The sequence below is a fragment of the Pseudomonas sp. NY15437 genome (genome assembly GCF_048068435.1).
In the GTDB taxonomy this organism is placed as follows: Bacteria; Pseudomonadota; Gammaproteobacteria; order Pseudomonadales; family Pseudomonadaceae; genus Pseudomonas; species Pseudomonas nitroreducens_B.
In genome coordinates, this window is the sequence record NZ_JBLUQC010000001.1 from 43,712 (window position 1) to 68,990 (window position 25,279).

At 65.8% G+C, this 25,279-nt stretch carries 23 protein-coding genes; 15 read left to right on the forward strand and 8 right to left on the reverse strand.

Annotated elements, in window-relative coordinates; translation table 11 throughout:
* Positions 1-12: 12 nt before the first annotated feature.
* Both ACNFIA_RS00250 and ACNFIA_RS00255 read right to left on the reverse strand, forming a co-directional pair.
* Complete coding sequence (locus ACNFIA_RS00250) at positions 13-642, reverse strand: response regulator transcription factor (protein ID WP_081520786.1); 630 nt, start codon at positions 640-642, stop codon at positions 13-15.
* A 75-nt stretch (positions 643-717) separates the two neighbouring features.
* The gene (locus ACNFIA_RS00255; RefSeq protein WP_416782487.1) at positions 718-3,129 is read right to left on the reverse strand and encodes a PAS domain S-box protein; all 2,412 of its coding nucleotides are present in this window, start codon (positions 3,127-3,129) and stop codon (positions 718-720) included.
* 156 nt (positions 3,130-3,285) lie between these two features.
* Here ACNFIA_RS00255 and ACNFIA_RS00260 point away from each other — a divergent pair, with 156 nt between their 5' ends.
* Positions 3,286-4,338, forward strand: a complete 1,053-nt coding sequence (locus tag ACNFIA_RS00260; protein ID WP_416782488.1) for an alpha/beta hydrolase family protein — start codon at positions 3,286-3,288, stop codon at positions 4,336-4,338.
* A gap of 10 nt (positions 4,339-4,348) precedes the next feature.
* Here ACNFIA_RS00260 and ACNFIA_RS00265 read toward each other — a convergent pair whose 3' ends face one another.
* From ACNFIA_RS00265 to ACNFIA_RS00275, 3 genes are read right to left on the reverse strand one after another with little or no spacing between them, the layout of a single operon-like run.
* Positions 4,349-5,122: a DnaJ domain-containing protein gene (locus ACNFIA_RS00265; RefSeq protein ID WP_416782984.1), complete on the reverse strand. Its 774-nt coding sequence runs from the start codon at positions 5,120-5,122 to the stop codon at positions 4,349-4,351.
* A gap of 1 nt (position 5,123) precedes the next feature.
* Positions 5,124-5,798 (reverse strand): N-acetylmuramate alpha-1-phosphate uridylyltransferase MurU, encoded by a 675-nt coding sequence (murU, locus tag ACNFIA_RS00270; protein ID WP_416782489.1) that lies wholly within the window; start codon positions 5,796-5,798, stop codon positions 5,124-5,126.
* On the reverse strand, positions 5,795-6,817 hold the full coding sequence (locus ACNFIA_RS00275; RefSeq protein WP_259758973.1) for an aminoglycoside phosphotransferase family protein: 1,023 nt from the start codon (positions 6,815-6,817) through the stop codon (positions 5,795-5,797). Before ACNFIA_RS00275 ends, murU begins: the two co-directional genes overlap by 4 nt.
* 129 nt (positions 6,818-6,946) lie before the next feature.
* Between ACNFIA_RS00275 and ACNFIA_RS00280 the strand changes: the two genes are divergently transcribed.
* From ACNFIA_RS00280 to ACNFIA_RS00335, 12 genes are all read left to right on the forward strand, one after another.
* Positions 6,947-9,724, forward strand: a complete 2,778-nt coding sequence (locus ACNFIA_RS00280; RefSeq protein ID WP_416782490.1) for an LPS-assembly protein LptD — start codon at positions 6,947-6,949, stop codon at positions 9,722-9,724.
* Positions 9,705-10,997 (forward strand): peptidylprolyl isomerase, encoded by a 1,293-nt coding sequence (locus ACNFIA_RS00285; RefSeq protein WP_416782491.1) that lies wholly within the window; start codon positions 9,705-9,707, stop codon positions 10,995-10,997. The genes ACNFIA_RS00280 and ACNFIA_RS00285 overlap by 20 nt, the downstream gene beginning before the upstream one ends.
* Before the next feature lie 131 nt (positions 10,998-11,128).
* Positions 11,129-12,130, forward strand: a complete 1,002-nt coding sequence (gene pdxA / locus ACNFIA_RS00290; protein WP_416782492.1) for a 4-hydroxythreonine-4-phosphate dehydrogenase PdxA — start codon at positions 11,129-11,131, stop codon at positions 12,128-12,130.
* 116 nt (positions 12,131-12,246) lie between these two features.
* The gene (gene rsmA, locus ACNFIA_RS00295) at positions 12,247-13,074 is read left to right on the forward strand and encodes a 16S rRNA (adenine(1518)-N(6)/adenine(1519)-N(6))-dimethyltransferase RsmA (protein ID WP_416782493.1); all 828 of its coding nucleotides are present in this window, start codon (positions 12,247-12,249) and stop codon (positions 13,072-13,074) included.
* On the forward strand, positions 13,071-13,451 hold the full coding sequence (apaG, locus tag ACNFIA_RS00300) for a Co2+/Mg2+ efflux protein ApaG (protein WP_259758968.1): 381 nt from the start codon (positions 13,071-13,073) through the stop codon (positions 13,449-13,451). The genes rsmA and apaG overlap by 4 nt, the downstream gene beginning before the upstream one ends.
* The gene (locus ACNFIA_RS00305) at positions 13,451-14,275 is read left to right on the forward strand and encodes a symmetrical bis(5'-nucleosyl)-tetraphosphatase (protein ID WP_416782495.1); all 825 of its coding nucleotides are present in this window, start codon (positions 13,451-13,453) and stop codon (positions 14,273-14,275) included. The genes apaG and ACNFIA_RS00305 overlap by 1 nt, the downstream gene beginning before the upstream one ends.
* Before the next feature lie 42 nt (positions 14,276-14,317).
* Positions 14,318-14,647, forward strand: coding sequence for a thiosulfate sulfurtransferase GlpE (gene glpE, locus ACNFIA_RS00310; RefSeq protein ID WP_259758966.1), 330 nt, complete (start codon positions 14,318-14,320; stop codon positions 14,645-14,647).
* 288 nt (positions 14,648-14,935) lie between these two features.
* The gene (locus tag ACNFIA_RS00315; protein WP_259758965.1) at positions 14,936-16,858 is read left to right on the forward strand and encodes a PrkA family serine protein kinase; all 1,923 of its coding nucleotides are present in this window, start codon (positions 14,936-14,938) and stop codon (positions 16,856-16,858) included.
* 105 nt (positions 16,859-16,963) lie between these two features.
* Positions 16,964-18,235, forward strand: coding sequence for a YeaH/YhbH family protein (locus ACNFIA_RS00320; RefSeq protein WP_416782496.1), 1,272 nt, complete (start codon positions 16,964-16,966; stop codon positions 18,233-18,235).
* Positions 18,232-19,785, forward strand: coding sequence for a SpoVR family protein (locus tag ACNFIA_RS00325; protein WP_416782498.1), 1,554 nt, complete (start codon positions 18,232-18,234; stop codon positions 19,783-19,785). Before ACNFIA_RS00320 ends, ACNFIA_RS00325 begins: the two co-directional genes overlap by 4 nt.
* Before the next feature lie 59 nt (positions 19,786-19,844).
* Positions 19,845-20,354, forward strand: coding sequence for a DUF4136 domain-containing protein (locus tag ACNFIA_RS00330; RefSeq protein ID WP_416782986.1), 510 nt, complete (start codon positions 19,845-19,847; stop codon positions 20,352-20,354).
* A gap of 343 nt (positions 20,355-20,697) precedes the next feature.
* The gene (locus ACNFIA_RS00335) at positions 20,698-21,939 is read left to right on the forward strand and encodes a multifunctional CCA addition/repair protein (protein ID WP_416782499.1); all 1,242 of its coding nucleotides are present in this window, start codon (positions 20,698-20,700) and stop codon (positions 21,937-21,939) included.
* Positions 21,940-22,054: 115 nt separating this feature from the next.
* Here the strand turns inward: ACNFIA_RS00335 and folK are convergent, their stop codons facing one another.
* Together folK and folB are read right to left on the reverse strand one after the other, a co-directional pair.
* Positions 22,055-22,591, reverse strand: coding sequence for a 2-amino-4-hydroxy-6-hydroxymethyldihydropteridine diphosphokinase (gene folK / locus ACNFIA_RS00340; protein ID WP_416782500.1), 537 nt, complete (start codon positions 22,589-22,591; stop codon positions 22,055-22,057).
* Complete coding sequence (gene folB, locus ACNFIA_RS00345; protein WP_138525588.1) at positions 22,582-22,935, reverse strand: dihydroneopterin aldolase; 354 nt, start codon at positions 22,933-22,935, stop codon at positions 22,582-22,584. The genes folK and folB overlap by 10 nt, the downstream gene beginning before the upstream one ends.
* Before the next feature lie 80 nt (positions 22,936-23,015).
* Here folB and plsY point away from each other — a divergent pair, with 80 nt between their 5' ends.
* Complete coding sequence (gene plsY, locus ACNFIA_RS00350) at positions 23,016-23,585, forward strand: glycerol-3-phosphate 1-O-acyltransferase PlsY (protein WP_259758960.1); 570 nt, start codon at positions 23,016-23,018, stop codon at positions 23,583-23,585.
* Between the two features lie 93 nt (positions 23,586-23,678).
* Here the strand turns inward: plsY and tsaD are convergent, their stop codons facing one another.
* The gene (gene tsaD, locus ACNFIA_RS00355; protein ID WP_416782501.1) at positions 23,679-24,704 is read right to left on the reverse strand and encodes a tRNA (adenosine(37)-N6)-threonylcarbamoyltransferase complex transferase subunit TsaD; all 1,026 of its coding nucleotides are present in this window, start codon (positions 24,702-24,704) and stop codon (positions 23,679-23,681) included.
* A 200-nt stretch (positions 24,705-24,904) separates the two neighbouring features.
* On the opposite strand from tsaD, the gene rpsU reads away from it, so the two are divergent.
* Complete coding sequence (rpsU, locus tag ACNFIA_RS00360) at positions 24,905-25,120, forward strand: 30S ribosomal protein S21 (RefSeq protein WP_003085057.1); 216 nt, start codon at positions 24,905-24,907, stop codon at positions 25,118-25,120.
* Positions 25,121-25,279 lie beyond the last annotated feature (159 nt).

Below are 25,279 nucleotides of genomic sequence, written 5' to 3' on the forward strand. Positions count from 1 at the left end.
AATTCGGATAGATCAGACGAGCTTGTGCTCCATGGCATAACGCACCAGGTCCGCCACCGAGTTGGCATTGAGCTTCTGCATCAGCCGCGCCTTGTGAGTGCTGATGGTCTTGCTGCTGACCGCCAGCTGCTGGGCGATCTCGTTGACGCCTTCACCCTGCACCAGGCGTTCGAACACCGAGAACTCGCGCTCGGACAGCAGTGCATGGGGCGGCCGCGAATCGGTGAGCCCGACCTCGAAGACCATGCGGTCGGCCAGGTCCGGGTCGATGTAGCGCCCACCGCTGGCAACCTTGCGGATCGCCGTGAGCAGCAGCGCCGGGTCGCTGTCCTTGGTGGCGTAGCCGGCGGCACCGACCTTCAACGCACGGGCAACCATCTGCACCTCATCGTGCATGGACAGCATGAGGATCGCCGGCGGGTTGTTCAGCGCGCGGATCCGCGGGATGGCCTCCAGGCCGTTGACGCCGGGCATGGAGATATCCAGCAGGACCACTTCGCAGGGCGTCTGGCGCAGGGTGTCGAGCAACTGCTCGCCATTGGTGGCCTCGCCCACCACCTGCAGGTCCTTGGCCATGCCGATCAACTGCTTGATGCCCTCGCGCACGATCGTATGGTCTTCCGCCACCAGCACTCGAATCACCGCCCTTCCTCCCGCTTCGCACGTGTCATTGTCGTTGTCATTGCCATCATCGATGCCGATAGCGCTGGCGCGTGCTCACGCGCTCGCCGAGCGCAGCGGCACCCGGATCAACAGCGTGGTGCCCTCCCCGGGCTGGCTGTCGATCTGCAGCGTGCCGCCGAACATCAGCACCCGCTCGCGCATGCCCACCAGGCCGAAGGACGCTCCCTGGCGCGTGGCGTTCGGGTCGAAGCCCACGCCGTCATCGGCGATGCGCAGGCACAACTCGCGCCCCTCGACGCTCAACTGCAGCTCCACAGTATGCGCCTGGGCATGGCGCATGACATTGGTCAGCGCCTCCTGGAGGATGCGGAACAGCCCGATGGCCTTGGCGTCGGACAGCGCCGGCGGGTTCTCCGGCACCTGCACCAAGCAGGGAATCTGCGTGCGCGCCTCGAAGCGGCGCGCCTGCCATTCCAGCGCCGAGCCGATGCCGGCATCGAGGATCGGCGGGCGCAGCGCGGTGGCCACGTCGCGCACCAGCTGGAACAGTTGGGCGATCAGGCGCTTCATGTTGTCCAGGCGCTCGCGCAGGCCGCTGTCCAGTTCGGCGTAGGCCAACTCGCACATGGAGGTTTCCAGCTTGAGCACGGTGAGCACCTGGCCCAGCTCATCGTGCACTTCGCGGGCGATGCGCGCCTTCTCCTCCTCCCGCACGCTTTCCAGGTGCGCCGACAGCTCGCGCAATTGCGCGCGGGAGTCCTGCAGTTCGCGCTCGATCTGCTTGTGCTCGGTGACGTCCCAGACTACGCCGTCCCAGGCCGGGCGACCGTCGTCCAGTGTGCGCACCGTAGCCTTGATGTCGACCCAGCGCGGTTCGTTGCTGCGGGTGAGGATGCGCCCCTGCCATTGCCAGTTGCGCTGGCCCTCCACCGCTTCCAGCTGGCTGGCGAGGTAGCCCTCGCGTTCGGACGGATGCACCAGGCCCATGATGCCCAGGCCGCTCTCGCGCAGGTAGCCGGGCGAATAGCCGAGCGAGGTTTCACTGCCGCCGGTGATGAAGCTGATGTAGGCGAAGTCGGAGTCGTCGTCCGGCGCGTTGGGCTCCAGGCGGAACACCAGGCCCGGCACGTTGGCGGCGATCCCCTGCAGGCGCGCCTCGCTCTCTTCCAGCGCGGCGCGGGCCCGGCGGCGTTCGGTGACGTCGTTGAGGAACACCAGCAGGTATTCCGAATCGCCGAAGCGCAGGAAGCTCAGCGACACATCGGCCGGCAGCCATTGGCCGTCGGCGCGCAGGCACTGGGTCTCGAAGCTCAGCGGCGCCTCGTCGGCATTGCGCGCGCGGCGCCAGAGGTTGAGCCAGCGGTCCATGTTCAGGGTCGGTTCGAAGTCCGACAGCGGACGGTCCACCACGGCGCCTGGCGGATAGCCGAGCAGTTCCTCGGCGGCGCGGTTGGCATAGCGCACGTGGCTGTCCCAGTTGACCCAGAGGATGCCGACGGTGCTGCTGTCGATGGCGAACTGGGTCAGGCGCAGCGCCTGCTCCGCGGCCTGGCGCAACTCGATATCGCGGCGCGCGGCGAGCAGGCGCGACTCCAGGGCGCGGTGCTGGCGCCGCAGCCACAGCAGCGCGGCGACGGCGAGCACCAGCAGCAGACCGAGCAGAATGCAGAGGTTCTGCCAGAAACCGGGCGAGGAACCCAGGCGCGGATAGGTCGGTTGCAGCCAGCGCTCGTGCAGTTGATCGAGGTCCTTGGGCGGCACCGCGCGCAAGGCGGCGTCGATGATCCCGGCGAGCTCGGGCAGGCCGCGCCGGGTCGCCACGCGCAACAGTTGCGGATAGCCGATATCGGCGACCACGGAGAGCCCGGTGAACTCGGTCTCGCGGGTCAGGCGCGCCAGTTGCGCCTCGTCGATCACGGCGTAATCGGCTTCGCGGCCAAGTACCTTGCGCAGCACTTCGCGGTCGCTGTCGACGACCTGCAGGGTCAGCCCGGAATAGGTGCTGCGCAGGTAGTCCATCACGGGCCCGGGGCCGCGCACGGACACCGATTCGCCCTCGCCCAGATTATCCAGCTCCACCGAGGTGCCGCTGCGCCGATCGCCCACGACCAGCCGCGGCACGCGCAGGTAAGGGTCGGAGAACAGCCAGTCGCGCAGGGTCGCGGGTGTCTGGCTGATGCCGGGTGCGAGGTCGATGTCGCCGGCGCGCACCGCCTTCTCCAGCGCTGCCTGGTCGACATAGGTATGCCACACCAGGCTCACGTGCAGCGCCTTGGCCAGCCATTCCAGCAGCTCGACATTGGCCCCGGAGAGCTGCTGCAGGCGGCGGTCCTGCTGCACGTAGGGCGCTTCGAGCACGGCGCCGACGTGCAGCTGCGGATGCTCGGCGAGCCAGGCGCGCTGGGCGTCGTTCAGCGTCAGCGGCGGCGCAGCGGTTTCCGCCAGCACCACCAGGGGCAGGCAGCAGAACCAGGCCAGGCAGGCTTTCCACAACAGACGACTCATGCCGACAGCACCATGGATTTCACTCGGGTCAACGCAAATGGCCGGCATACCTTACAGCAACCTCGGTTGAACCCGGCAGGCCGCCGCCTGACAAAGCTAGTACAAGCCGCTAGGCTGGCCGCACTCGCGCCACCCGCCAAGACTGGGATATCACCGATGCCGCACCTGCCTCGCCTGACGCCTCTTGCCCTCTGCCTGTCCCTCGGCCTTGCACCGCTGGGCGTGAGCGGGGCCGAGGACGCCACGCCCACCGCCGAGAAAAAAACGGCTGCCGCGCCGGTGGCGCGCCCGGCCGTAAGCGAGCGCAGCCAGGACGAAGCCAGCGGCCTGGTGCGCCAGCTGCCCGAAAGCGAGCGCCAGGAGCTCAAGGCCGGCGACGAAACCTTCCTGGCCCTGTGGCTGCCGGCCAACACCGCCGACGCCGAGGGCGCCGTAATCCTCATCCCCGGCGATGGCGAAAGCGCCGACTGGCCGGTGGCGATCGGCCCGCTGCGACGCAAGCTGCCCGATGCCGGCTGGCAGACCCTGGCCGTGACCCTGCCCGACCCGCAGAGCACCGCGCCGATTCCGCGGCCGAAGGAATCGCCGGACAAGGCCAGCGCCGACACCGACGCCACGGCCACCGACAGCGCCAGCAAGCCGGAGGTGAAAGGCAGTGGAGGCAGCGCCACGCCGACACCGGAAAGTACCGCCGAGGCCGGCAGCGCCGAGCCGGCCCAGGCCAGCCCCGAAGCTCCGCCGCCGCCCACCGACCCGGTGGAGCTGCGCAAGGCTCACGCCGAACGGGTGCTGGCACGGATCCAGGCGGCGGTGGAACTGGCCCAGCAGCACAAGCCGAAAACCATCATCCTGCTCGGCCACGGCACCGGCGCCTACTGGGCAACCCGCTACCTGGGCGAGCGCACCCCGGCCGATATCCACAACCTGCTGCTGGTGGCGCCGGACATGCCGCGCGACTTCAAACCGTCGCTGGAGGAAACCGTGCCGCTGCTGAACCTGGCCACCGGCGACTTCTATTACAAGGACAAGGCGCCTGACGTGGCGGCGGCAAAATTGCGGCTGCAGGCCAGCAAGCGGCAGAAGGCGCCCAATTACGTGCAGATCGGCATGAACGCCCTGCCCGCCGACCTGGGCACCGAGCAGGAGCAGCTTTACCGGCGTATTCGCGGCTGGCTGTCGATGCACCTGGAGCCCAACGCGCAACCGTGAATCGGCGCCGCTAGCGGAACCCCTTGCGCTGGCGGACCAACAGGTAGGCGTCCTGGATTTCGCGGGTCTTGTGGGTGGCCGCGGCGATCCGTTCGGGGCTCGCGCCCATGCCTTCGAGCTTGTCCGGGTGGTTCTGGCTGATCAGCTTGCGGTAGGCACGCTTGATCTCGTCCGGCTCGCTGTCCACCGTCACGCCCAACAGGCGCAGGGCACCGAGGTAGGAATCGCGCGGCTTGCTCGACGGCATCGAAGACCTGGGTGGTTCGGCATCCGCCGACAGCGCCTGGACGCGCGCCCGCGACAGCCCCAGCGAAGCCCCCCACGCCACCAGCAATTTGCCCTGTTCGGCAGTCGGCGTGCCTTGCGCCCAGGCCATGCGCCAGCACGCCTGGATCAGGCCTTCGGCGACGGCTTCCTGGCCGCGGCGCTGGCGCAGGCCAAGCTCCAGCAATTGGCTGCCACCCTTGCCTTTGCCGAAGGATTCGATGGCGCGACGGCAACCGCCGTCGTCCAGCCGCAGGCGCCGCATCTCGACCCGTGCCTGCTGGATGTGCGCCTCCACCACCCGGCCGCGGCTCTTGGCCAGACGGCCGAGCAGGAGGAACAACAGGTCCTGGTCGGCGACCCGCGGACCGCCACGCAGTTGCTCCAGCAAGCCCCGCCAGGAGCGCGCCTGCATGCGCCGGTCGAGCACCTGGCCGAGCAATGCCCCGAGCATGGCGCCCGGAATACTGGCCAATTCCCAACCCGCGACGATCCCCAGCAGGGTGCCCGGCCAGAACACCTCAGCCCTCCGCCAACTGACGTTCGACTTCGGCCAGGCGCTCATGGGTGCCGACGTCGATCCAGCGGCCCGGATGATGCACGCCGCTCACGCGGCCAGCCTGCATCGCTTGGCGCAACAGCGGTGCCAGCTTGAATGCCCCTGGCGCGCAGCCCTCGAACAGTTCGGGGCGGAGGATGGCGATGCCGCTGTAGGTCAGGCTGGGCTGGCCCTCGCGGTAGTCGCTGACGCGGCCGTCAATGAGGCAGAAATCGCCGCGCGCGTGGTGGCCGGGGTTATCCACCAGCACCAGATGCGCCAGGTCACCCTCGGCCAACGCGCCGTGCAGGCTCGCGTAGTCGAAGTCGGTCCAGATATCGCCGTTGGCGATGACGAAGGCGTCATCGCCCAGCAGCGGCAGCGCCTTGAAGATGCCGCCGCCGGTTTCCAGCGGCTCACCTTCGGGGGAGTAGGCAATACTCACTTCACGGGACGAACCATCGCCCAGGTAGTCCTCGATCTGCTGGCCGAGCCAGGCGTGGTTGATCACCAGGCGATCGAACCCGGCCCGGCGCAGGGCCTGGATCTGGTAGTCGATCAGCGCCACACCGCCGGCGCGCACCAGCGGCTTGGGCGTGTGCAGGGTCAGCGGGCGCAGGCGTTCGCCCTTGCCCGCGGCAAGAATCATGGCCTTCATGCAGGGTGCGTCTCGTCATGGGGCAGCTCGGCCAGCAGCGCGGCGAGGTCAGCCAGCTCCGGTCGGCGCGCGATGACGCTTTCCAGGTAGCGGAAGAATCGCGGCACGTCGCCCAGGTAGCGCGGCTTACCATCGCGGTGGCAAATGCGCGCGAAGATGCCGATCACCTTCAGGTGGCGCTGGACGCCCATCAGGTCGCTGGCGCGGAAGAAGTCCTCGAAGCTGTCCGGCAGCGCGATGCCGGCGGCCTGCGCCTTGCGCCAGTAGCGCGACAGGCCGTCGTGCACGCGCGGCTCGGGCCAACTGAGGAAGGCGTCCTTATAAAGGCAGGTCACATCGTAGGTCACCGGGCCGTAGACCGCGTCCTGGAAGTCCAGGATGCCGGGGTTCGGCTCGCTGAGCATCAGGTTGCGCGGCATGTAGTCGCGGTGCACGAATACGCGGGGCTGCTCCAGGGCACTGCGCACCAGCAGGTCGCAGGTGCGCTGCCAGCGGGCCAGTTGCTCGCCGTCCAGGGTCACGCCGAGGTGGCGCTGCAGGTACCAGTCGGGGAACAGCTGCAGCTCCCGGCGCAGCAGGGCTTCGTCGTAGGCCGGCAGGCGCTGGGCGACATCCACCTGCTGGAAGGCCACCAGCGCATCGAGGGCATCTTCGAAAAGCGTCTCGGCGTTCTGGGGGGTGAGCACGTCCAGGTAGGTCTGGCGCCCCAGGTCATCGAGCAGCAGGAAGCCCTGCTCGACGTCCTCGGCCAGAATCTTCGGAACGTGCACCCCGGCCTCCGCCAGCAGGCCGGCGACCTTGATGAAGGGGCGGCAGTCCTCCTGGGGCGGCGGCGCATCCATCACGATCAGGCTGCGGCCCTCGCTCTGCCAGCGGAAATAACGGCGGAAACTGGCGTCGCTGCTGGCCGCCGTCAGGCTCGCCTGGGGCACCGGGCCCCAGCCTTGCGCGTTGAACACAGCGGGCAAACTCAAGTCCAACCAGCCGATCATCTGCTGGTAACGGGCATCCTGTGACATCTTTATGGGTTCTCCACGGCCCTAGCCGTTGCGCGGGTCATGCTTTATTATCCAGCATCTTTTTGAGCCCATCGAGAGGCGTGCGGTCCGCTTTGGGCCGATGGCTCGCAGGAAGCCCGGATTAACAAGATGGCAGTGAATTTCCCCGTGTTCCGTAGAAAATTCCCCTTACTGGTGACCGGTGGCCTGCTGGCTATCCAGCCGCTCGCCTCTGTGACCGCGGCACCCGGCGAGCAGTTCGCCTGCCAGCCCTCCGCGTCCGGCGCCTGGGACTGCTCCTCGCAGAGCAGCGCCAGCAGCGTACCGCGCCCGCAGCACGGCGCCAGCTCGGTCAGCGCCGGCGGCACCGTCGCCAGCGGTTCGAAATCCTCGGGCAGCTCCAGCAGCAGCGCCGGCGAAGAGCCGAAACAACTGGTCACCGAGTCCGGCGGCCGCGGCCTGAAGTCGCGCAGCAGCGACTACAGCCACCTCGACTGGATCCCCCGCGACAAGCTCACCCCTGCCCAGCAGGCGGAAATGGGCCCGTACTGCAGCGGCGCTTATGTCGAGCCGATCCGCCCGGGTATGAACGACAAGACGCCGAACGACGAGGCCCCGACCTACGTTTCGGCCAAGGTATCGCGCTACGAGCAGGAAAAACAGATCGCCACCCTCGCGGGTAACGTGGTCCTGCGCCAGGGCAGCATGCAGGTGGAGGCCGACGAGGCCAACCTGCACCAGGCCGAGAACCGCGGCGAGCTGGTCGGCAACGTCAAGCTGCGCGACAACGGCGCGCTGATCGTCGGCGACCACGCCGAGCTGCAACTGGACAACGGCGAGGCGAAGATCGAGAACGCCGAGTACGTCATGCACCAGGCGCAGATCCGCGGCAGCGCGCTGTACGCCAAGCGCCAGGAAGACGCGATCATCCAGCTCAAGGACGGCACCTACACCCGCTGCGAACCGAACAGCAACGCGTGGGTGCTCAAGGGCAACAACATCAAGCTGAACCCGGCCACCGGTTTCGGCACCGCGACCAACGCGACCCTGCGGGTGAAGGACATTCCGGTCTTCTACACCCCGTACATCTATTTCCCGATCGACAACCGTCGTCAGTCCGGCTTCCTGGCACCGTCCTTCGCCAGCTCGAGCGACACCGGCTTCACCCTGACCACGCCGTACTACTTCAACCTGGCGCCCAACTACGACGCCACGTTGTACCCGCACTACATGGTCAAGCGCGGCCTGCTGATGGAAGGCGAGTTCCGCTACCTGACCCACAGCAGCGAAGGCCAGGTCAACGCCGCCTACCTGAACGACAAGAACGACGACCGCAAGGACTTCCCGCAGTACACCGACACCCGTTGGCTGTATGGCTGGAAGAACGTCAGCGGCCTGGATTCGCGCCTGATGGCGCAAGTGGACTACACCCGCATCAGCGACCCGTACTACTTCCAGGACCTGGACACCTCCCTGGGCATCGGCTCGCCGACCTACGTCAACCAGCAGGGCACCCTGACCTACCGCGGCGACAGCTACATCGCCCGCCTGAACGCACAGTCCTACCAGTTGGCGACCGTGACAGACGTCACCCCATATGATCGTCTGCCGCAACTGACCCTGGATGGCCAATTGCCGTTCAACCCGGGCGGCTTGAACTTCACCTACAGCACCGAGGCCGTGCGCTTCGACCGCGACCTGGATGAAGGCTTCTATCGTCGTAACGAAGACGACCCGAACCTTTACGCCCGCCCGGACACCAACATTCAGGGCCTGGCTCGCGCCACCGGTGATCGCTTCCATGCCGAGCCGGGCATCAGCCTGCCGATGAACCGCAGCTGGGGCTTCCTGACTCCCACCGTCAAGGCGATGTACACCAAGTACGACCTCGACCTGGATGGCAAGGGCAAGCAATACATTGCCAACAACCAGCCCTGGCTGAGCTACGACAGCAGCCCGGATCGTTCGCTGGGTCTGGCGAAACTCGACAGCGGCCTGTACTTCGACCGCGACACCACCTTCGCTGGCACCAAGTTCCGCCAGACCTTGGAGCCGCGTGCGATGTACCTGTACGTGCCGTACAAGGACCAGGACAACCTGCCGACCTTCGACACCGGCGAGTTCACCTTCAGCTACGACTCGCTGTGGCGTGAGAACCGCTTCACCGGTCGTGACCGCATTGGCGATGCCAACCAGCTGTCTCTGGGCCTGGGTTCGCGCTTCATCGAGGACGATGGCTTCGAGCGCGCCTACATCGCCGCAGGCCAGATCTACTACTTCAGCGATCGCCGCGTACAGCTGCCCGGCCTGACCGAGGACGACCTGCGCGTCAGCGGCAAACAGAATCCGGACGCGGACACCTGGCGCTCGCCGTACGCGCTTACCGGCATCTATCGCTTCAACCACGACTGGTACGCCAGCTCGGACTTCAACTGGAACCCGAACATCAATCACACCGACAACGGCAACCTGATGTTCCACTACCAGCCCGAAGCCGATCCGCGCAAGGTGCTCAACGCCGGCTACCGCTACCGTGCGGACAGCAAGCGCTTCAACCCGAACACCGGGCAGTTCGAATACGGCAGCGACGAGTACAAGATCGAACAGCATGATTTCTCGTTCATCTGGCCGGTCCTGCCGCAGTGGGCCGCCATCGGCCGCTGGCAGTTCGACTACAACCAGAGTCGCACACTGGAAGCCTTCGGTGGCTTCGAGTACGACAGCTGCTGCTGGAAGCTGCGCCTGATCAATCGCTACTGGGTCGACTACGACGACGACGAGTTCATTACCTCGACGTCCAAGTCCGACCGCGGTGTATTCCTTCAAATCATCTTGAAAGGCCTTGGCGGCGTGGTTGGCAACCAGGTGGAAGGCTTCCTCGACCAAGGTATCCAGGGTTATCGTCAACGTGAAGACAATGCTATGTAAGGCCCTGCGCCCGCTGATGCTGGGCGCGCTGTTGGCAAGTTCCGTCGTGCACGCCGAAGTGGTTCCGCTGGATCGCGTGGTCGCCATCGTCGATAACGACGTGGTGATGCAGAGCCAGCTGGACCAGCGCCTGCGCGAAGTGCGTGCAACCATCCAGAAGCGCGGCGCGCCGTTGCCGCCCGAGCACGTGTTGACGCAGCAGGTGCTCGAGCGTCTGATCATCGAGAACATCCAGCTGCAGATCGGCGACCGCTCCGGCGTGCGCATCACCGACGAAGAGCTGAACCAGGCCATGGGCACCATTGCCCAGCGCAACAACATGAGCCTGGATCAGTTCCGCGCCGCCCTCGCCCACGACGGCCTGTCCTACGACGAGGCCCGCGAGCAGGTGCGCCGCGAGATGATCATCAGCCGGGTGCGCCAGCGCCGCGTGGCCGAGCGCATCCAGGTCAGCGAGCAGGAAGTGCAGAACTTCCTCGCCTCCGACCTGGGCAAGATCCAGCTCTCCGAAGAGTATCGCCTGGCCAACATCCTGATTCCGGTACCCGACAGCGCCTCGCCGGAAACCGTGCAGGCCGCGGCTCGCCAGGCGCAGGAGATGTACCAGCAGCTCAAGCAGGGCGCCGACTTCGGCCAACTGGCGGTGTCCCGCTCGGCCGGCGACAACGCCCTGGAAGGCGGCGAGATCGGCTGGCGCAAGGCCGCCCAGCTGCCCTCCCCGTTCGACGGCATGGTGGGCAGCCTGGCCGTGGGCGATGTGACCGAGCCGGTCCGCACCCCGGGCGGCTTCATCATCCTCAAGCTGGAAGAGAAACGCGGTGGCAGCAAGATGCTGCGTGACGAAGTCCATGTCCGCCACATCCTGCTCAAACCCAGCGAAATCCGCAGCGACGAAGAAACCCAGCGCCTGGCCGAGAAGCTCTACGAGCGCATCCAGGCTGGCGAAAGCTTCAGCGAACTGGCGAAGAAGTACTCCGAAGACCCGGGCTCCAAGCTCAACGGCGGCGACCTCAACTGGGTCGACCCGGAATCCCTGGTACCGGAGTTCCGCGACGTGATGAACAACGCACCGCAAGGCCAGGTCACCAAGCCGTTCCGCTCGCCGTTCGGCTGGCACGTGCTGGAAGTCCTCGGCCGTCGCGCCACCGACAGCAGCGACAAGTTCCGCGAGCAGCAAGCCGCCCAGACCCTCCGTGCGCGCAAGTACGACGAGGAACTGCAGGCCTGGCTGCGGCAAATCCGCGACGAAGCCTACGTCGAGATCAAGCAGTAAGCCGCTTGAGTCGCTGACGAAGAAACCCGGCCCAGGCCGGGTTTCTTTTTGCCCGCCGAACGCTTCGTAACATCCGGGGCTTCGTCGTAGAGTAGGCCATTCGCCGCACAACCTGATTCGAGAACCCACTGATGAGCACCTCCCACCTGTTCGCGCTGACTCCTGGCGAGCCCGCCGGCATCGGCCCGGACCTCTGCCTGCTGCTAGCCCGCGAGGCGCAACCCCACCCGCTGGTCGCCGTTGCCAGCCGCGAAATGCTGGCACAGCGCGCCGCCCAGCTGGGCCTGGCCATCGCGCTGCAGGATGTCGGCCCCGGCAGCTGGCCGACCGACGCCGCGCCGGCCGGCACCCTGTATGTCTGGGATACCCCGCTGGACGCGCCGGTCGAACCCGGCAAGCTGAACCCGGCTAACGCCGCCTACGTGCTGGAAACCCTGACCCGCGCCGGCCAGGGGTGCGTGGACGGGCACTTCGCCGGCATGATCACCGCCCCCGTGCACAAGGGCGTGATCAACGAGGCCGGCATCGCCTTCTCCGGCCACACCGAATTCCTCGCCGACCTGACCCACACCGCCCAGGTAGTGATGATGCTCGCCACCCGCGGCCTGCGCGTTGCGCTGGTGACGACCCACCTGCCGCTGCGGCAGATCGCCGACGCCATCACGTCGGTGCGCGTGGAGCGGGTCACCCGCATCCTGCACGCGGACCTGCGCGACAAGTTCGGCATCGCCAATCCGCGCATCCTGGTCTGCGGCCTGAACCCCCACGCCGGCGAAGGCGGCCACCTCGGCCACGAGGAAATCGACGTGATCGAGCCGACCCTGGAGCGCCTGCGGGGCGAAGGCATGCAACTGATCGGCCCGCTTCCGGCCGACACGCTGTTCACCCCCAAGCACCTGGAGCATTGCGACGCCGTGCTGGCGATGTACCACGACCAGGGCTTGCCGGTGCTCAAGTACAAGGGTTTCGGCGCGGCGGTGAATGTCACCCTGGGCCTGCCGATCATCCGGACCTCGGTGGACCACGGCACCGCGCTGGACCTGGCCGGCACCGGCCGGATCGACAGCGGCAGCCTGCAGGTTGCTCTTGAAACCGCCTACCAGATGGCCGAAGCAGGCGCCGCCGCGCGCTGATCCCTGGCATTCCGTTCGGCCAGCGTTTCGTGCTGGCCGCGCCGGACTGGTAAACTGATGGTTTTTCCGCCTCCAGCCGGCCGCCGCAAGCGACCGGCTGCTCTCCGGAGCCTTCGATGTCCGAACTCTTCCAGCACCGCGCCCGTAAACGCTTTGGGCAGAACTTCCTGCATGACGCCGGGGTGATTCACAAGATCCTCCGGGCCATCGCCGCCAAGGAAGGCCAGCACCTGCTGGAAATCGGCCCGGGCCAGGGCGCCCTGACCGAGGGACTGGTGGACAGCGGCGCCAAGCTCGACGTCATCGAACTGGACCTCGACCTGATCCCGCAACTGAAGTGGCGCTTCGGCCTGAAGCCCAACTTCAGCCTGCACCAAGGCGATGCCATGAAGTTCGACTTCGCCACGCTGGTCGCCTCCCCCGAGGACAAGCTGCGCGTGGTGGGCAACCTGCCGTACAACATCTCGACCCCACTGATCTTCCACCTCCTGGACCACGCCTCGCTCATCCAGGACATGCACTTCATGCTGCAGAAGGAAGTGGTGGAGCGCCTGGCCGCCGAGCCGGGCAACGGCGACTGGGGTCGCCTGTCGATCATGGTGCAGTACTTCTGCCGCGTGGATTACCTGTTCACCGTCGGCCCCGGCGCGTTCAACCCGCCGCCCAAAGTCGAATCGGCGATCGTGCGCCTGGTGCCCTATACCGAACTGCCGCACCCGGCCAACGACCACCACGTGCTCGAACGCATCGTCCGCGAAGCCTTCAACCAGCGCCGCAAGACCCTGCGCAACACCCTGCGCACCCTGATGAGCGTGGAAGACATCGAAGCCGCCGGCGTCGACCCGACCCTGCGCCCCGAACAGCTGGACGTGGCCGACTTCGTTCGTCTGGCCAACCGCTACAGCGAAACCCACCCGCAAGCCTCGCCAGGAGCCTCCGCATGAGCGATCCGCGCTACCAGGTGAGCGTCAGCGTCACCACTCGCCACCTGCCCGAGCAGTCCCAGCCGGAACAGCAGCGCTACGTGTTCGCCTACACCGTGACCATCCATAACCACGGCGAGCTGGCGGCCAAGTTGCTCACCCGCCACTGGATCATCACCGACGGCGACGGCCATGTGCAGGAAGTGCGCGGCGCCGGCGTGGTGGGCGAAAAACCGCTGATCGAGCCGGGCGCCAGCCACACCTACACCAGCGGCACGGTCATGACGACCAAGGTTGGCAGCATGCACGGCAGCTACCAGATGGTCGCCACCGATGGCCATCACTTCGACGCCGAGATCCCGGCGTTCCGCCTGGCCGTCCCGGGAGCGCTGCACTGATGGCCACCTACGCCGTGGGCGACCTGCAGGGCTGCCTGGAACCGCTCAAGTGCCTGCTGGAGCAGGTGCAGTTCGACCCGGCCGCGGACACGCTCTGGCTGGTAGGCGACCTGGTCAACCGCGGGCCGGCATCGCTGGATACGCTGCGCTTTCTGTATGCCATGCGCGATTCGCTGGTCTGCGTGCTCGGCAACCACGACCTGCACCTGATCGCGGTAGCCTACAACGCCGAGCGCCTGAAAAAGAACGACACCCTGCGGGAGATCATCGAAGCGCCGGACGGCCCGCAACTGATCGAATGGCTGCGGCAGATGCCGCTGATCCATCACGATGCCCAGCGCGACATTACCCTGGTACACGCCGGCATCCCGCCGCAATGGTCCGTCGAGAAGGCCCTGCTGCGCGCCGCCGAGGTCGAAAAGGCCCTGCGCGACGACACCCAGCTGCCGCTATTCCTCGACGGCATGTATGGCAACGAGCCGGCCAAGTGGGACAAGAAGCTGCATGGCATCGAGCGCCTGCGGGTGATCACCAACTATTTCACGCGCATGCGCTTCTGCACCCCCGACGGCAAACTCGACCTGAAATCCAAGGAAGGCCTGGACACCGCGCCGCCCGGCTACGCGCCCTGGTTCAGCTACGCCGAGCGCAAGGCCGCCGGGCGCAAGATCATCTTCGGCCACTGGGCAGCATTGGAAGGCCGGTGCGACGTCCCCGGCCTGTTCGCCCTGGACACCGGCTGCGTGTGGGGCGGCAGCATGACGCTGATGAACGTCGATACCCTCGAGCGCATCCACTGCAGCTGCGCCGATAAACCCCAATGATTGCAGCGCAGCCACAGGCTGCGCGCCTTGCGAGGTAACCCCATGAGCGACTTCAAACGCATCGCCCCCGACCAGGCCCAGCAACTGCGCGAAAGCGGCGCCCAGGTCGTCGACATCCGCGACCCGCAGAGCTACGCGCTGGGCCACATCAGCGGCGCCCGGCACATCGACAACTACTCGGTGGCCGACTTCATCCGCGAGGCGGACATGGACGCACCGCTGGTCGTGGTCTGCTACCACGGCAACTCCAGCCAGAGCGCGGCAGCCTATTTCGTCCAGCAGGGCTTCTCCGAGGTCTACAGCCTCGACGGCGGCTTCGAGCTGTGGCGCAGCGTCTATCCCGCGGATACCAGCGCGGGCGGCGCTGACTGAAAGCCCTTACGAAAGGGGCGGAATAGCCCCTTCAAAAAATCTGTAACTTCTCGCGCTTTCGTCCTTTACACATCAAAGAACGAACTATCCTTTCCCTCAGGCCATCCAAAAAAGGGAGAGCCGGCACACCGGCTTCCGGTTAATCGGCAGTGACCATTGGGGGCGGATCAGGGCAGAGGCCAGGTTCCGTTGGAGTTCTGGGGGATTCTCGCCGGCAGCGCTGGCAGCCCGACCGCACCCGCACAGACCGATCCGGCGCCGGCTCCATGCATCGAGCGAGGAGACGTCATGAGCATTTTCAGTCACTTCCAGGAACGCTTCGAAGCGACCCGCCAAGAGGAGTACTCCCTCCAGGAGTACCTGGACATCTGCAAGCAGGACAAGATCGCCTACGCCACCGCCGCCGAGCGGATGCTGATGGCCATCGGCGAGCCTGAACTACTCGACACATCCGTCGATTCCCGCCTGTCGCGGATCTTCTCCAACAAGGTGATCCGCCGCTACCCGGCCTTTGCCGACTTCCATGGCATGGAAGAGTGCATCGACCAGATCGTCTCGTTCTTCCGCCACGCCGCCCAAGGCCTGGAAGAGAAGAAACAGATCCTGTACCTCCTGGGCCCGGTCGGTGGCGGTAAATCCTCCCTCGCCGAAAAGCTCAAGCAACTGATGGAGCACGTGCCCTTCTATGCCATCAAGGGCTCGCCGGTGTTCGAATCGCCCCTGGGCCTGTTCAACCCCGACGAAGACGGCGCCATCCTCGAGGAAGACTACGGCATCCCCCGGCGCTACCTGCGCTCGGTCATGTCGCCCTGGGCGACCAAGCGCCTCAACGAATTCGGCGGCGACATCAGCCAGTTCCGCGTGGTCAAGCTGCACCCCTCGATCCTCAACCAGATCGCCATCGCCAAGACCGAGCCGGGCGATGAGAACAACCAGGATATCTCCGCGCTGGTCGGCAAGGTGGATATCCGCAAGCTGGAAGAATTCCCGCAGAACGACGCCGACGCCTACAGCTATTCGGGCGCGCTGTGCCGGGCCAACCAGGGCCTGATGGAATTCGTCGAGATGTTCAAGGCGCCGATCAAGGTCCTCCACCCCTTGCTCACCGCGACCCAGGAAGGCAACTACAACAGCACCGAAGGCCTCGGTTCCTTGCCCTACAGCGGCATCATCCTCGCCCACTCCAACGAATCGGAATGGCACAGCTTCCGCAACAACAAGAACAACGAGGCGTTCATCGACCGTATCTACATCGTCAAGGTGCCGTACTGCCTGCGCGTCTCCGACGAGATCAAGATCTACGACAAGCTGCTGGTCAACAGCTCGCTGGCGCACGCCCATTGCGCGCCGGACACCCTGAAGATGCTCTCGCAGTTCTCCGTGCTGTCGCGCCTGAAGGAGCCGGAAAACTCCAACATCTACTCGAAAATGCGCGTCTACGACGGCGAAAACCTCAAGGACACCGATCCCAAGGCCAAGTCGATCCAGGAATACCGCGACGCCGCCGGGGTCGACGAGGGCATGGCCGGGCTTTCCACCCGCTTCGCCTTCAAGATTCTCTCCAAGGTATTCAACTTCGACCCCCATGAAGTCGCTGCGAACCCGGTGCACCTGCTCTATGTGCTGGAACAGCAGATCGAGCAGGAGCAGTTCCCGCCGGAAACCCGCGAGCGCTACCTGCGCTTCCTGAAGGAGTATCTGGCGCCGCGCTACGTCGAATTCATCGGCAAGGAAATCCAGACCGCGTACCTGGAATCCTACAGCGAGTACGGCCAGAACATCTTCGACCGCTACGTGCTGTACGCCGACTTCTGGATCCAGGACCAGGAGTACCGCGACCCGGAAACCGGCGAGATCCTCAACCGCGCTGCCCTCAACGAGGAACTGGAGAAGATCGAGAAACCCGCCGGCATCAGCAACCCGAAGGATTTCCGCAACGAAATCGTCAACTTCGTGCTGCGCGCCCGCGCCGGCAACAACGGCAAGAACCCCAGCTGGCTGTCGTACGAGAAGCTGCGCGTGGTGATCGAGAAGAAAATGTTCTCCAACACCGAGGACCTGCTGCCGGTCATCAGCTTCAACGCCAAGGCGAGCAAGGAGGATCAGCAGAAGCACAACGACTTCGTCAAACGCATGGTCGAGCGCGGCTACACCGAGAAGCAGGTGCGCCTGCTGTCGGAATGGTATCTGCGGGTTCGCAAGTCGCAGTAGTCTGCCATCGGCGCGGCGGCATTCCCCGCCGCGCCGGTCGCCGTCGCATTCGGACCTGTCCGTGGCGGCTCCACGCCGCTGCGCAGCAGGCCCTGAGGAGCATTCATGAGCTACGTCATCGACCGGCGTCTGAACGGCAAGAACAAGAGCACGGTGAACCGCCAGCGCTTCCTGCGGCGTTACCGTGAGCACATCAAGAAGGCCGTCGAAGAAGCCGTCAGCCGCCGTTCCATCACGGATATGGAACATGGCGAGCAGATCAGCATTCCTGGCCGCGATATCGACGAGCCGGTCCTGCACCATGGCCGTGGCGGCAAGCAGACGGTCGTTCACCCCGGCAACAAGGAATTCACCACCGGCGAACATATCCCGCGGCCCCAGGGCGGTGGCGGCGGCCGTGGCGCCGGCAAGGCCAGCAACCAGGGCGACGGGATGGACGACTTCGTCTTCCAGATCACCCAGGAGGAATTTCTCGACTTCATGTTCGAGGACCTGGAGCTGCCCAATCTGGTCAAGCGCCACCTCACCGGCAGCGACACCTTCAAGACCGTGCGCGCCGGCATCAGCAACGAAGGCAACCCCTCGCGCATCAACATCGTGCGCACCCTGCGCTCGGCCCACGCGCGGCGCATCGCCCTCTCTGGCTCCACCCGCGGCAAGCTGCGCGCGGCGCTGGCGGAGCTGGACCGCCTCAAGCGCGAGGAGCCGGACAACCTGGGCGACATCCAGGAGCTGGAACAGAAGATCGCCGCCATGCGCGCGCGCATCGACAAGGTGCCGTTCCTAGACACCTTCGACCTCAAGTACAACCTGCTGGTGAAGCAGCCCAACCCGACCTCCAAGGCCGTGATGTTCTGCCTGATGGACGTGTCCGGCTCGATGACCCAGGCGACCAAGGACATCGCCAAGCGCTTCTTCATCCTGCTCTACCTGTTCCTCAAGCGGAACTACGAGAAGATCGAGGTGGTATTCATCCGCCACCACACCAGCGCCCGCGAGGTGGACGAGGAAGAGTTCTTCTATTCCCGCGAGACTGGCGGGACCATCGTCTCCAGCGCCCTGAAGCTGATGCAGGAGGTGATGGCCGAGCGTTATCCCACCAATGAATGGAACATCTACGCCGCCCAGGCCTCGGACGGCGACAACTGGAACGACGACTCGCCGGTCTGCCGCGACATCCTCATGACGCAGATCATGCCGTTCGTCCAGTACTACACCTACGTCGAGATCACCCCGCGCGAACACCAGGCGCTGTGGTTCGAGTACGAGAAGATCCGCGACACCTTCGAAGACAGCTTCGCCCAGCAGCAGATCGTCTCCGCCTCGGACATCTACCCGGTGTTCCGCGAGCTGTTCCAGAGGAGGCTCGTCGCATGAGCAAGCGCCAGCCCATCGCCACCGGCTCGGAGTGGACCTTCGAGCTGATCCAGCAGTACGACCGCGAGATCAGCCGTCTCGCCGAGCGCTATGCGCTGGACACCTACCCCAACCAGATCGAGGTGATCACCGCCGAGCAGATGATGGATGCCTACGCCTCCGTCGGCATGCCCATCGGTTACAACCATTGGTCCTACGGCAAGCACTTCCTCAGCACGGAAAAGAACTACAAGCGCGGTCAGATGGGCCTGGCCTACGAGATCGTCATCAATTCCGACCCGTGCATCGCCTACCTGATGGAAGAGAACACCCAGTGCATGCAGGCGCTGGTGATCGCCCACGCCTGCTACGGGCACAACAGCTTCTTCAAGGGCAACTACCTGTTCCGCACCTGGACCGACGCCACCTCGATCATCGATTACCTGGTGTTCGCCAAGTCCTACATCAACAAGTGCGAGGAGCGCTACGGCATCGACGCCGTGGAAGACCTGCTGGACTCCTGCCATGCGCTGATGAACTACGGCGTGGACCGCTACAAGCGGCCCTACCCGATCTCCGCCGAGGAAGAGAAACAGCGCCAGAAGGAGCGCGAGGAGCAGATCCAGCGCCAGGTCAACGACCTCTGGCGGACCATTCCCAAGGCCGCCGGCAAGGACAAGGAGCAAGGCCTGTCGCGCTACCCCAGCGAGCCGCAGGAAAACATCCTCTACTTCATCGAGAAGAACGCCCCGCTGCTCGAACCCTGGCAGCGCGAAGTGGTGCGCATCGTGCGCAAGGTCGCGCAATACTTCTACCCGCAACGCCAGACCCAGGTGATGAACGAAGGCTGGGCGACCTTCTGGCACTACACGCTGATCAACGACCTCTACGACGAAGGCCTGGTCAGCGACGGCTTCATGATGGAGTTCCTCCAGTACCACACCAGCGTGGTCTACCAGCCCGGCTTCGACAGCCCCTACTACAGCGGCATCAACCCCTACGCGCTGGGCTTCGCCATGTACCGCGACATCCGCCGCATCTGCGAGAACCCCACCGAGGAAGACCAGCGCTGGTTCCCGGACATCGCCGGCAGCGACTGGCTGGCCACCATCAAGTTCGCCATGAAGAGCTTCAAGGACGAGAGCTTCGTCCTGCAGTTCCTCTCGCCCAAGGTGATCCGCGAGTTCAAGCTGTTCAGCATCCTCGACGACGACCAGAAGGACGACATGCTGGTCGACGCCATCCATGACGACGACGGCTACCGCAAGATCCGCGAAACCCTGGCCGCGCAGTACAACCTCGGCAACCGCGAGCCGAACATCCAGATCTGGGACGTCGACCGCAGAGGCGACCGCTCGCTGACCCTGCGCCACCAGCAGCACGACCGCAAACCCCTGGGCGAATCCACCGACGATGTGCTCAAGCACCTGCACCGCCTGTGGGGCTTCGACATCCACTTGGAGACCCTGCAGGGCGAGAACATCGTCAACACCTTCCACATGCCCCCAAAGGGTGAACGCGACAGCGAGGAGGGCTACCCGCGGCTCGACCTGATCATCCCACCCATTTGATCGGTTGACCGGCGCGAACGAGGACCACGAGCATGGCGGCAAGACCGGTGGAGACCGCCATGCGCCTGTTCGCCATTCTCCTGCTCTGCCTTGCTGTCGCGACCTGCAGCAACCCCGTCCCCCACGCCCAGGTCGCGCATCCCGCCGATGCGCGCCTGGCCGGGTTGCGCGACTTCCAGCTGATGCCACCGGAAAACGCCGTCGACGCCCTGCCCTACCGCAGCCGCTATCCGCTGATCAACGCCCAGGTGCGCCAGGGCCTGATCGAACGCGGCTACCGCGAAAGCGCCGTGCCACAGCTGCGCGTCTACTACTGGCTGGCGCTGCAGGACGCGCCGCTGGAATTCAAGGTCGACACGCCGCCGCCCAACCCGCTCGGGCCTTACCTCGCCATCCACCGCCTGCGCGATGAAACCGGCACGTTGCGCCTGCGCCTGACCGATGCGCAGGAACAGACGCTCTGGGAAGGCACCGTCAGCACCGGCCTGAGCCCCGCCCACGCCAGCGCCGCCCTGCTGCAGGACGCCGTCGGCGCGCTGCTCCAGCAGATTCCCGCCGCCGCACCGTAATTCCCCGTAGGAGCGGACTCCGTCCGCGATGCCATCCGGCGCGATGCGAACCTATCGCGGACGAAGTCCGCTCCTACGAGATATATATCTGCACTCGGGTTGGCCCTCACCCTAACCCTCTCCCAGGGGGAGAGGGGACCGTTCGGCGCAGGATGAAAGCTTGGCGTCAGTCGGCTCGGACTGCCCCCTCTCCCCTCGGGAGAGGGCTGGGGTGAGGGGCATGCATCGGCACAGACTCCCCCAGAAGAAGACAGTTGCTCCTACGCGCGCGCCCAACATCCCGCCGCGCTTGCCCCACCCGCCGCAAACCCCGAAGCTATCCCGCAGAACAGGAGACAGCTTCATGCAGATCTACAAGGTGGGCGGCGCCGTGCGCGATCGCCTGCTCGGCATCCCCTTCAGCGACACCGACTGGGTGGTGGTCGGCGCCAGCGCCGACGACATGCTTGCCCAGGGCTATCGCCCGGTGGGCGCCGACTTCCCGGTGTTTCTCCACCCACAGACCGGTGAGGAGTACGCCCTCGCCCGCACCGAACGCAAAAGCGGGCGCGGCTACGGCGGCTTCACCTTCTATGCGAGCCCCGACGTCACCCTCGAAGACGACCTGATCCGCCGCGACCTGACCATCAACGCCATGGCCGAGGACGACCACGGCCACGTCGTCGACCCCTACCATGGCCAGCAAGACCTCGAAGCGCGCCTGCTGCGCCACGTCTCCCCCGCCTTCGCCGAAGACCCGCTGCGTGTGCTGCGCGTCGCCCGCTTCGCCGCCCGCTATGCCCCGCTGGGCTTCTCCGTGGCGCCGGAAACCCTGGCGCTGATGCGCGAGCTGTCGGAATCCGGCGAGCTGGAAGCGCTGACGGCGGAACGCAGCTGGAAGGAAATCTCTCGCGCGCTGATGGAATCGCGCCCGGATGTGTTCATCCAGGTCCTGCGCGACTGTGGCGCCCTGGCCGTGCTGATGCCGGAAGTCGACGCGCTGTTCGGCGTGCCGCAACCGCCGCAGCATCACCCGGAGGTGGATACCGGCGAGCACGTGCTGGCCGTGCTGCGCGAATGCGCCAGATTCGACCAGCCGCTGAGCGTGCGCTGGGCCTGCCTGGTGCACGACGTGGGCAAGGGCGAAACCCGCGAGGAAGAATGGCCCAGGCACCACGCGCACGAGCATCTGGGCCTGCCGCTGATCGACGCGATCAATGCGCGCTTCAAGGTCCCGCGGGACTGCCAGGAGCTGGCGCGGCTGGTCGGCGAGTACCACACCCACTGCCACCGCGCGCTGGAGCTGCGCCCGAACACCATCCTCGAGCTGCTGCAGTCCTTCGACGTCTATCGCCGGCCGCAGCGCTTCGAAGAGTTTCTCGCCGCCAGCGAAATGGACGCCCGAGGCCGGCACGGCCTGGAGGATCGGGCTTATCCACAGGCCGACTACCTGCGCGGCGCCGCCCAGGCCGCCCGGGCGGTAGCGGTGCAACCGCTGCTGGAGAAGGGATATAAGGGCGCCGAGCTGGGCGAAGCGCTCAAGCGTGAGCGACTGACGGCCCTGAAGGCCTATAAGGAGAATTCGGCAGGCGGAGCCACCCTGTAGGAGCGAGCTTGCTCGCGAACCCGCCCAGCGCTCGCCTGGCCGGTGACCTCTGTTCGCGAGCAAGCTCGCTCCTACAAAAGGCTGGCCAGGTGCCCAGACGGGCACCGCTGCAAGCTCAAGCCGCCGGATGCGCCTCGATCAGCGCCTTCGGCGTCAGCTCCACGCCCCGCCACTGGAAAGGCACCGGCCAGAGCTTCTGCCCGATCTGCGAATCCGCCCACAATTCGGCAAACGAACGCTGCGCCCCCGGATGCTTCACCTCGGGCGCCAGCAACGCCAGCGGCCAGAGCACGAAGGCATTCTTCAGCACCTCGGCGCGCGGCAGCGTCAGGCCGTCGAACTCACCGTGCAGCTCGCCATACAGCAACACATCGATATCCAGCGGCAGGCCCTTGCGCTCCGGCGCGTAGCGGCCGTTGTCCGCCTCGATGTGCTTGAGCCGCAGGCTCAGCTCCGCCAGCGGCAGGTCGGTGCGCGCGACGACCACGAAGTTGTAGAACGGGCCGCTGCGAATCCCCACCGGCTCGCTCTCGAACACCGGCGAGCAGCGGATGTCCTGGAGGAATTCGCCCAGCGCTTCCAGCCCGGCGAGCAGATGGCGCTCGCGCTCGACGTTGCTGCCCAGCCCGAGGTAGACCGTGGTCAGCGGCATCCGCGTTCGATCTCCACACCCACGCCGATGGCCGCCGCAACGGCGCCGGGCTTGGTGACTTTCAGGCGCAGCCACTGGATGCCGAACTCCGCCATCAGCAATGCGGCCAGGCGCTCGGCGAAGGTTTCCACCAGCTGGAAGTGCGCGTCACGGGCAAACGCCATGACCCGCTCGGAGAGCACGGCGTAGTCCAGGGCCTTGGCGATGTCGTCGTCGGCCGCCGCCGGGCGGTTGTCCCAGCCCAGCGTCAGGTCCAGGCGCAGGCACTGCCGGATACCCCGTTCCCAGTCGTAGACACCGATCACGGTATCCACTTCCAGCCCCTCGATGAAAACTCTGTCCACTGACTGCATGCTCCAAGGCGACACGACAAGCGGCCGGCACCCCGTTAGAATCGGAAACGACCTCGTCTCCGGTGGAAACCATGTTCTGGTTCTTGGCGATCCTCGCCTACCTGCTCGGATCACTGTCCTTCGCGGTACTCCTCAGTCGCCTGTTCGGCACCGCCGACCCGCGCGCCAGCGGCTCGGGCAATCCCGGCGCCACCAACATGCTGCGCCTGGCCGGCAAGAAGATCGCCATCCTCACCCTGCTGGGCGACCTCGCCAAGGGGTTGCTGCCCGTGCTGATCGCCCGCCAGATCGGCCTGACCGACATGCAGCAGGCCTGGGTCGGGCTGGCAGCGGTGATCGGTCACCTCTACCCGTTGTACTTCAATTTCCGTGGCGGCAAGGGCGTCGCCACCGCCGCCGGCATGTTGCTGGCACTCTACCCACCCGCCGCGCTGCTCGCGGCAGTGGCCTGGCTGGTCACCTTCAAGCTGTCGCGCACCAGTTCGCTGGCTTCCCTGGTGGCCACTCCGCTCACCCTGCCGCTGCTGGCCTGGCAGGAACCCTCGGCACTCTTGCCGATGACCGTGCTCACCGGCTTGATCGTCTGGCGTCACCGCAGCAACCTGCGCGACCTGATCGCCGGGCGCGAGCGTCATTTCTAGGAAAAGCAGCTTCAAGCCATAAGCGGCAGGCTGCAAGCGAAAGCCGCAAAGTGCCGCTTGCAGCTTCAAGCTTGTCGCTTTCAGCTTCCGGCTTCAGACGGCAGGCAACGACTCCATTGGCCAACGCGCCTGCACGCCGATCGACGGGCCGTCCTGCTGCCCCGCCACCAGGCGCTGGCAGCCAGCATAGGCGATCATCGCGCCGTTATCGGTGCAGAAGCGCGGACGGGCGTAGAACACCTGGCCCTTCATTTCGCCGAGCATCTTCTCCAGGTGCTGGCGCAGCGCCTGGTTGGCGCTGACGCCGCCGGCGATCACCAGGTTCTTCAGGTGCGTCTGCTTGAGCGCGCGCTTGCACTTGATGGTCAGGGTCTCGACCACCGCGGTCTGGAACGCCAGGGCGATGTCGCAGCGGGTCTGTTCGCTGTCGTCACCCTCGGCGACACAGCGCTGCCAGGTATTCAGGGCGAAGGTCTTCAGGCCGCTGAAGCTGAAGTCGAGCCCCGGGCGGTCGGTCATCGGCCGCGGGAAGACGAAGCGACCAGCGCTGCCGCGCTCGGCCAGGCGGGCGATCTCCGGGCCACCGGGGTAGCCCAGGCCGAGCAGCTTGGCGGTCTTGTCGAAAGCCTCGCCGGCGGCGTCGTCCACCGACTCGCCGAGTACCTGGTACTGGCCGATGCCATCCACCCGCACCAGTTGGGTGTGGCCGCCGGACACCAGCAAGGCGACGAACGGGAACTGCGGCGGCTGCTCTTCCAGCATGGGCGCCAGCAGATGGCCTTCCATATGGTGCACGCCGACGGCCGGTATGCCCCAGGCGAACGCCATGGCCTGGGCGCACGACGCGCCGACCAGCAGCGCGCCCACCAGGCCGGGGCCGGCGGTGTAGGCGATGGCGTCGATGTCATCGGCGGTGCGGCCGGACTCGTCCAGCACCTGGCGAATCAGCGGCAGCATGCGCTTGACGTGATCACGGGAAGCCAGTTCGGGGACCACGCCACCGTATACACGGTGCAGGTCGATCTGGCTGAACAGCGCGTCGGCCAACAGGCCCTTCTCGCTGTCGTACAGGGCGACGCCGGTCTCGTCGCAGGAGGTTTCCAACCCCAGCACTAGCATGGGTTTGAGCCTTTACTCTGGGCAAAATTGAAGCCGCGCATCATAATCGCCGGCTGGGCTTCGGACCAGTGCTTTTCGATCGGAGGCTTTGCATTCCTCCTTCCGAACGTTTAATATCCGCAACCCTTGAAAACCGCCGACTCCGAACAACCGTCAGGAGCGCGATAAATCCTCCGGTAATCATTGAAGGTACGACCTGGATGCCCGCCGTCAAAGTTAAAGAGAACGAACCCTTCGACGTAGCTCTGCGTCGTTTCAAGCGCTCCTGCGAAAAAGCAGGCGTACTGGCCGAAGTCCGTAGCCGTGAGTTCTACGAAAAGCCGACCGCCGAACGCAAGCGCAAGGCCGCTGCCGCTGTTAAGCGTCACGCCAAGAAAGTGCAGCGCGAGCAGCGCCGCCGCGAGCGCCTGTACTGAGTTACAGCGCTTCGTCGCACGCTTTCCGCATCGCCCGGCCCACTCGCCGGGCGAGTGCCTGAAACACGGCACCCCACTCCGATTCGCGCCAGCGGACTTCGGAGTTTTTGCTTTTCAAGCCCATGCTTAGTCTCAAGCCTCGCTCGCGGCCTCGCCGCC

Excerpts from the sequence above, each read along its gene's own strand:
- ACNFIA_RS00255 (WP_416782487.1), bottom strand. The coding sequence starts at position 3,129 with ATGAGTCGTCTGTTGTGGAAAGCCTGCCTGGCCTGGTTCTGCTGCCTG.
- ACNFIA_RS00260 (WP_416782488.1), top strand. The coding sequence starts at position 3,286 with ATGCCGCACCTGCCTCGCCTGACGCCTCTTGCCCTCTGCCTGTCCCTC.
- murU (WP_416782489.1), bottom strand. The coding sequence starts at position 5,798 with ATGAAGGCCATGATTCTTGCCGCGGGCAAGGGCGAACGCCTGCGCCCG.
- ACNFIA_RS00275 (WP_259758973.1), bottom strand. The coding sequence starts at position 6,817 with ATGTCACAGGATGCCCGTTACCAGCAGATGATCGGCTGGTTGGACTTG.
- ACNFIA_RS00280 (WP_416782490.1), top strand. The coding sequence starts at position 6,947 with ATGGCAGTGAATTTCCCCGTGTTCCGTAGAAAATTCCCCTTACTGGTG.
- pdxA (WP_416782492.1), top strand. The coding sequence starts at position 11,129 with ATGAGCACCTCCCACCTGTTCGCGCTGACTCCTGGCGAGCCCGCCGGC.
- rsmA (WP_416782493.1), top strand. The coding sequence starts at position 12,247 with ATGTCCGAACTCTTCCAGCACCGCGCCCGTAAACGCTTTGGGCAGAAC.
- apaG (WP_259758968.1), top strand. The coding sequence starts at position 13,071 with ATGAGCGATCCGCGCTACCAGGTGAGCGTCAGCGTCACCACTCGCCAC.
- ACNFIA_RS00305 (WP_416782495.1), top strand. The coding sequence starts at position 13,451 with ATGGCCACCTACGCCGTGGGCGACCTGCAGGGCTGCCTGGAACCGCTC.
- glpE (WP_259758966.1), top strand. The coding sequence starts at position 14,318 with ATGAGCGACTTCAAACGCATCGCCCCCGACCAGGCCCAGCAACTGCGC.
- ACNFIA_RS00315 (WP_259758965.1), top strand. The coding sequence starts at position 14,936 with ATGAGCATTTTCAGTCACTTCCAGGAACGCTTCGAAGCGACCCGCCAA.
- ACNFIA_RS00320 (WP_416782496.1), top strand. The coding sequence starts at position 16,964 with ATGAGCTACGTCATCGACCGGCGTCTGAACGGCAAGAACAAGAGCACG.
- ACNFIA_RS00325 (WP_416782498.1), top strand. The coding sequence starts at position 18,232 with ATGAGCAAGCGCCAGCCCATCGCCACCGGCTCGGAGTGGACCTTCGAG.
- ACNFIA_RS00330 (WP_416782986.1), top strand. The coding sequence starts at position 19,845 with ATGCGCCTGTTCGCCATTCTCCTGCTCTGCCTTGCTGTCGCGACCTGC.
- ACNFIA_RS00335 (WP_416782499.1), top strand. The coding sequence starts at position 20,698 with ATGCAGATCTACAAGGTGGGCGGCGCCGTGCGCGATCGCCTGCTCGGC.
- folK (WP_416782500.1), bottom strand. The coding sequence starts at position 22,591 with ATGCCGCTGACCACGGTCTACCTCGGGCTGGGCAGCAACGTCGAGCGC.
- plsY (WP_259758960.1), top strand. The coding sequence starts at position 23,016 with ATGTTCTGGTTCTTGGCGATCCTCGCCTACCTGCTCGGATCACTGTCC.
- tsaD (WP_416782501.1), bottom strand. The coding sequence starts at position 24,704 with ATGCTAGTGCTGGGGTTGGAAACCTCCTGCGACGAGACCGGCGTCGCC.
- rpsU (WP_003085057.1), top strand. The coding sequence starts at position 24,905 with ATGCCCGCCGTCAAAGTTAAAGAGAACGAACCCTTCGACGTAGCTCTG.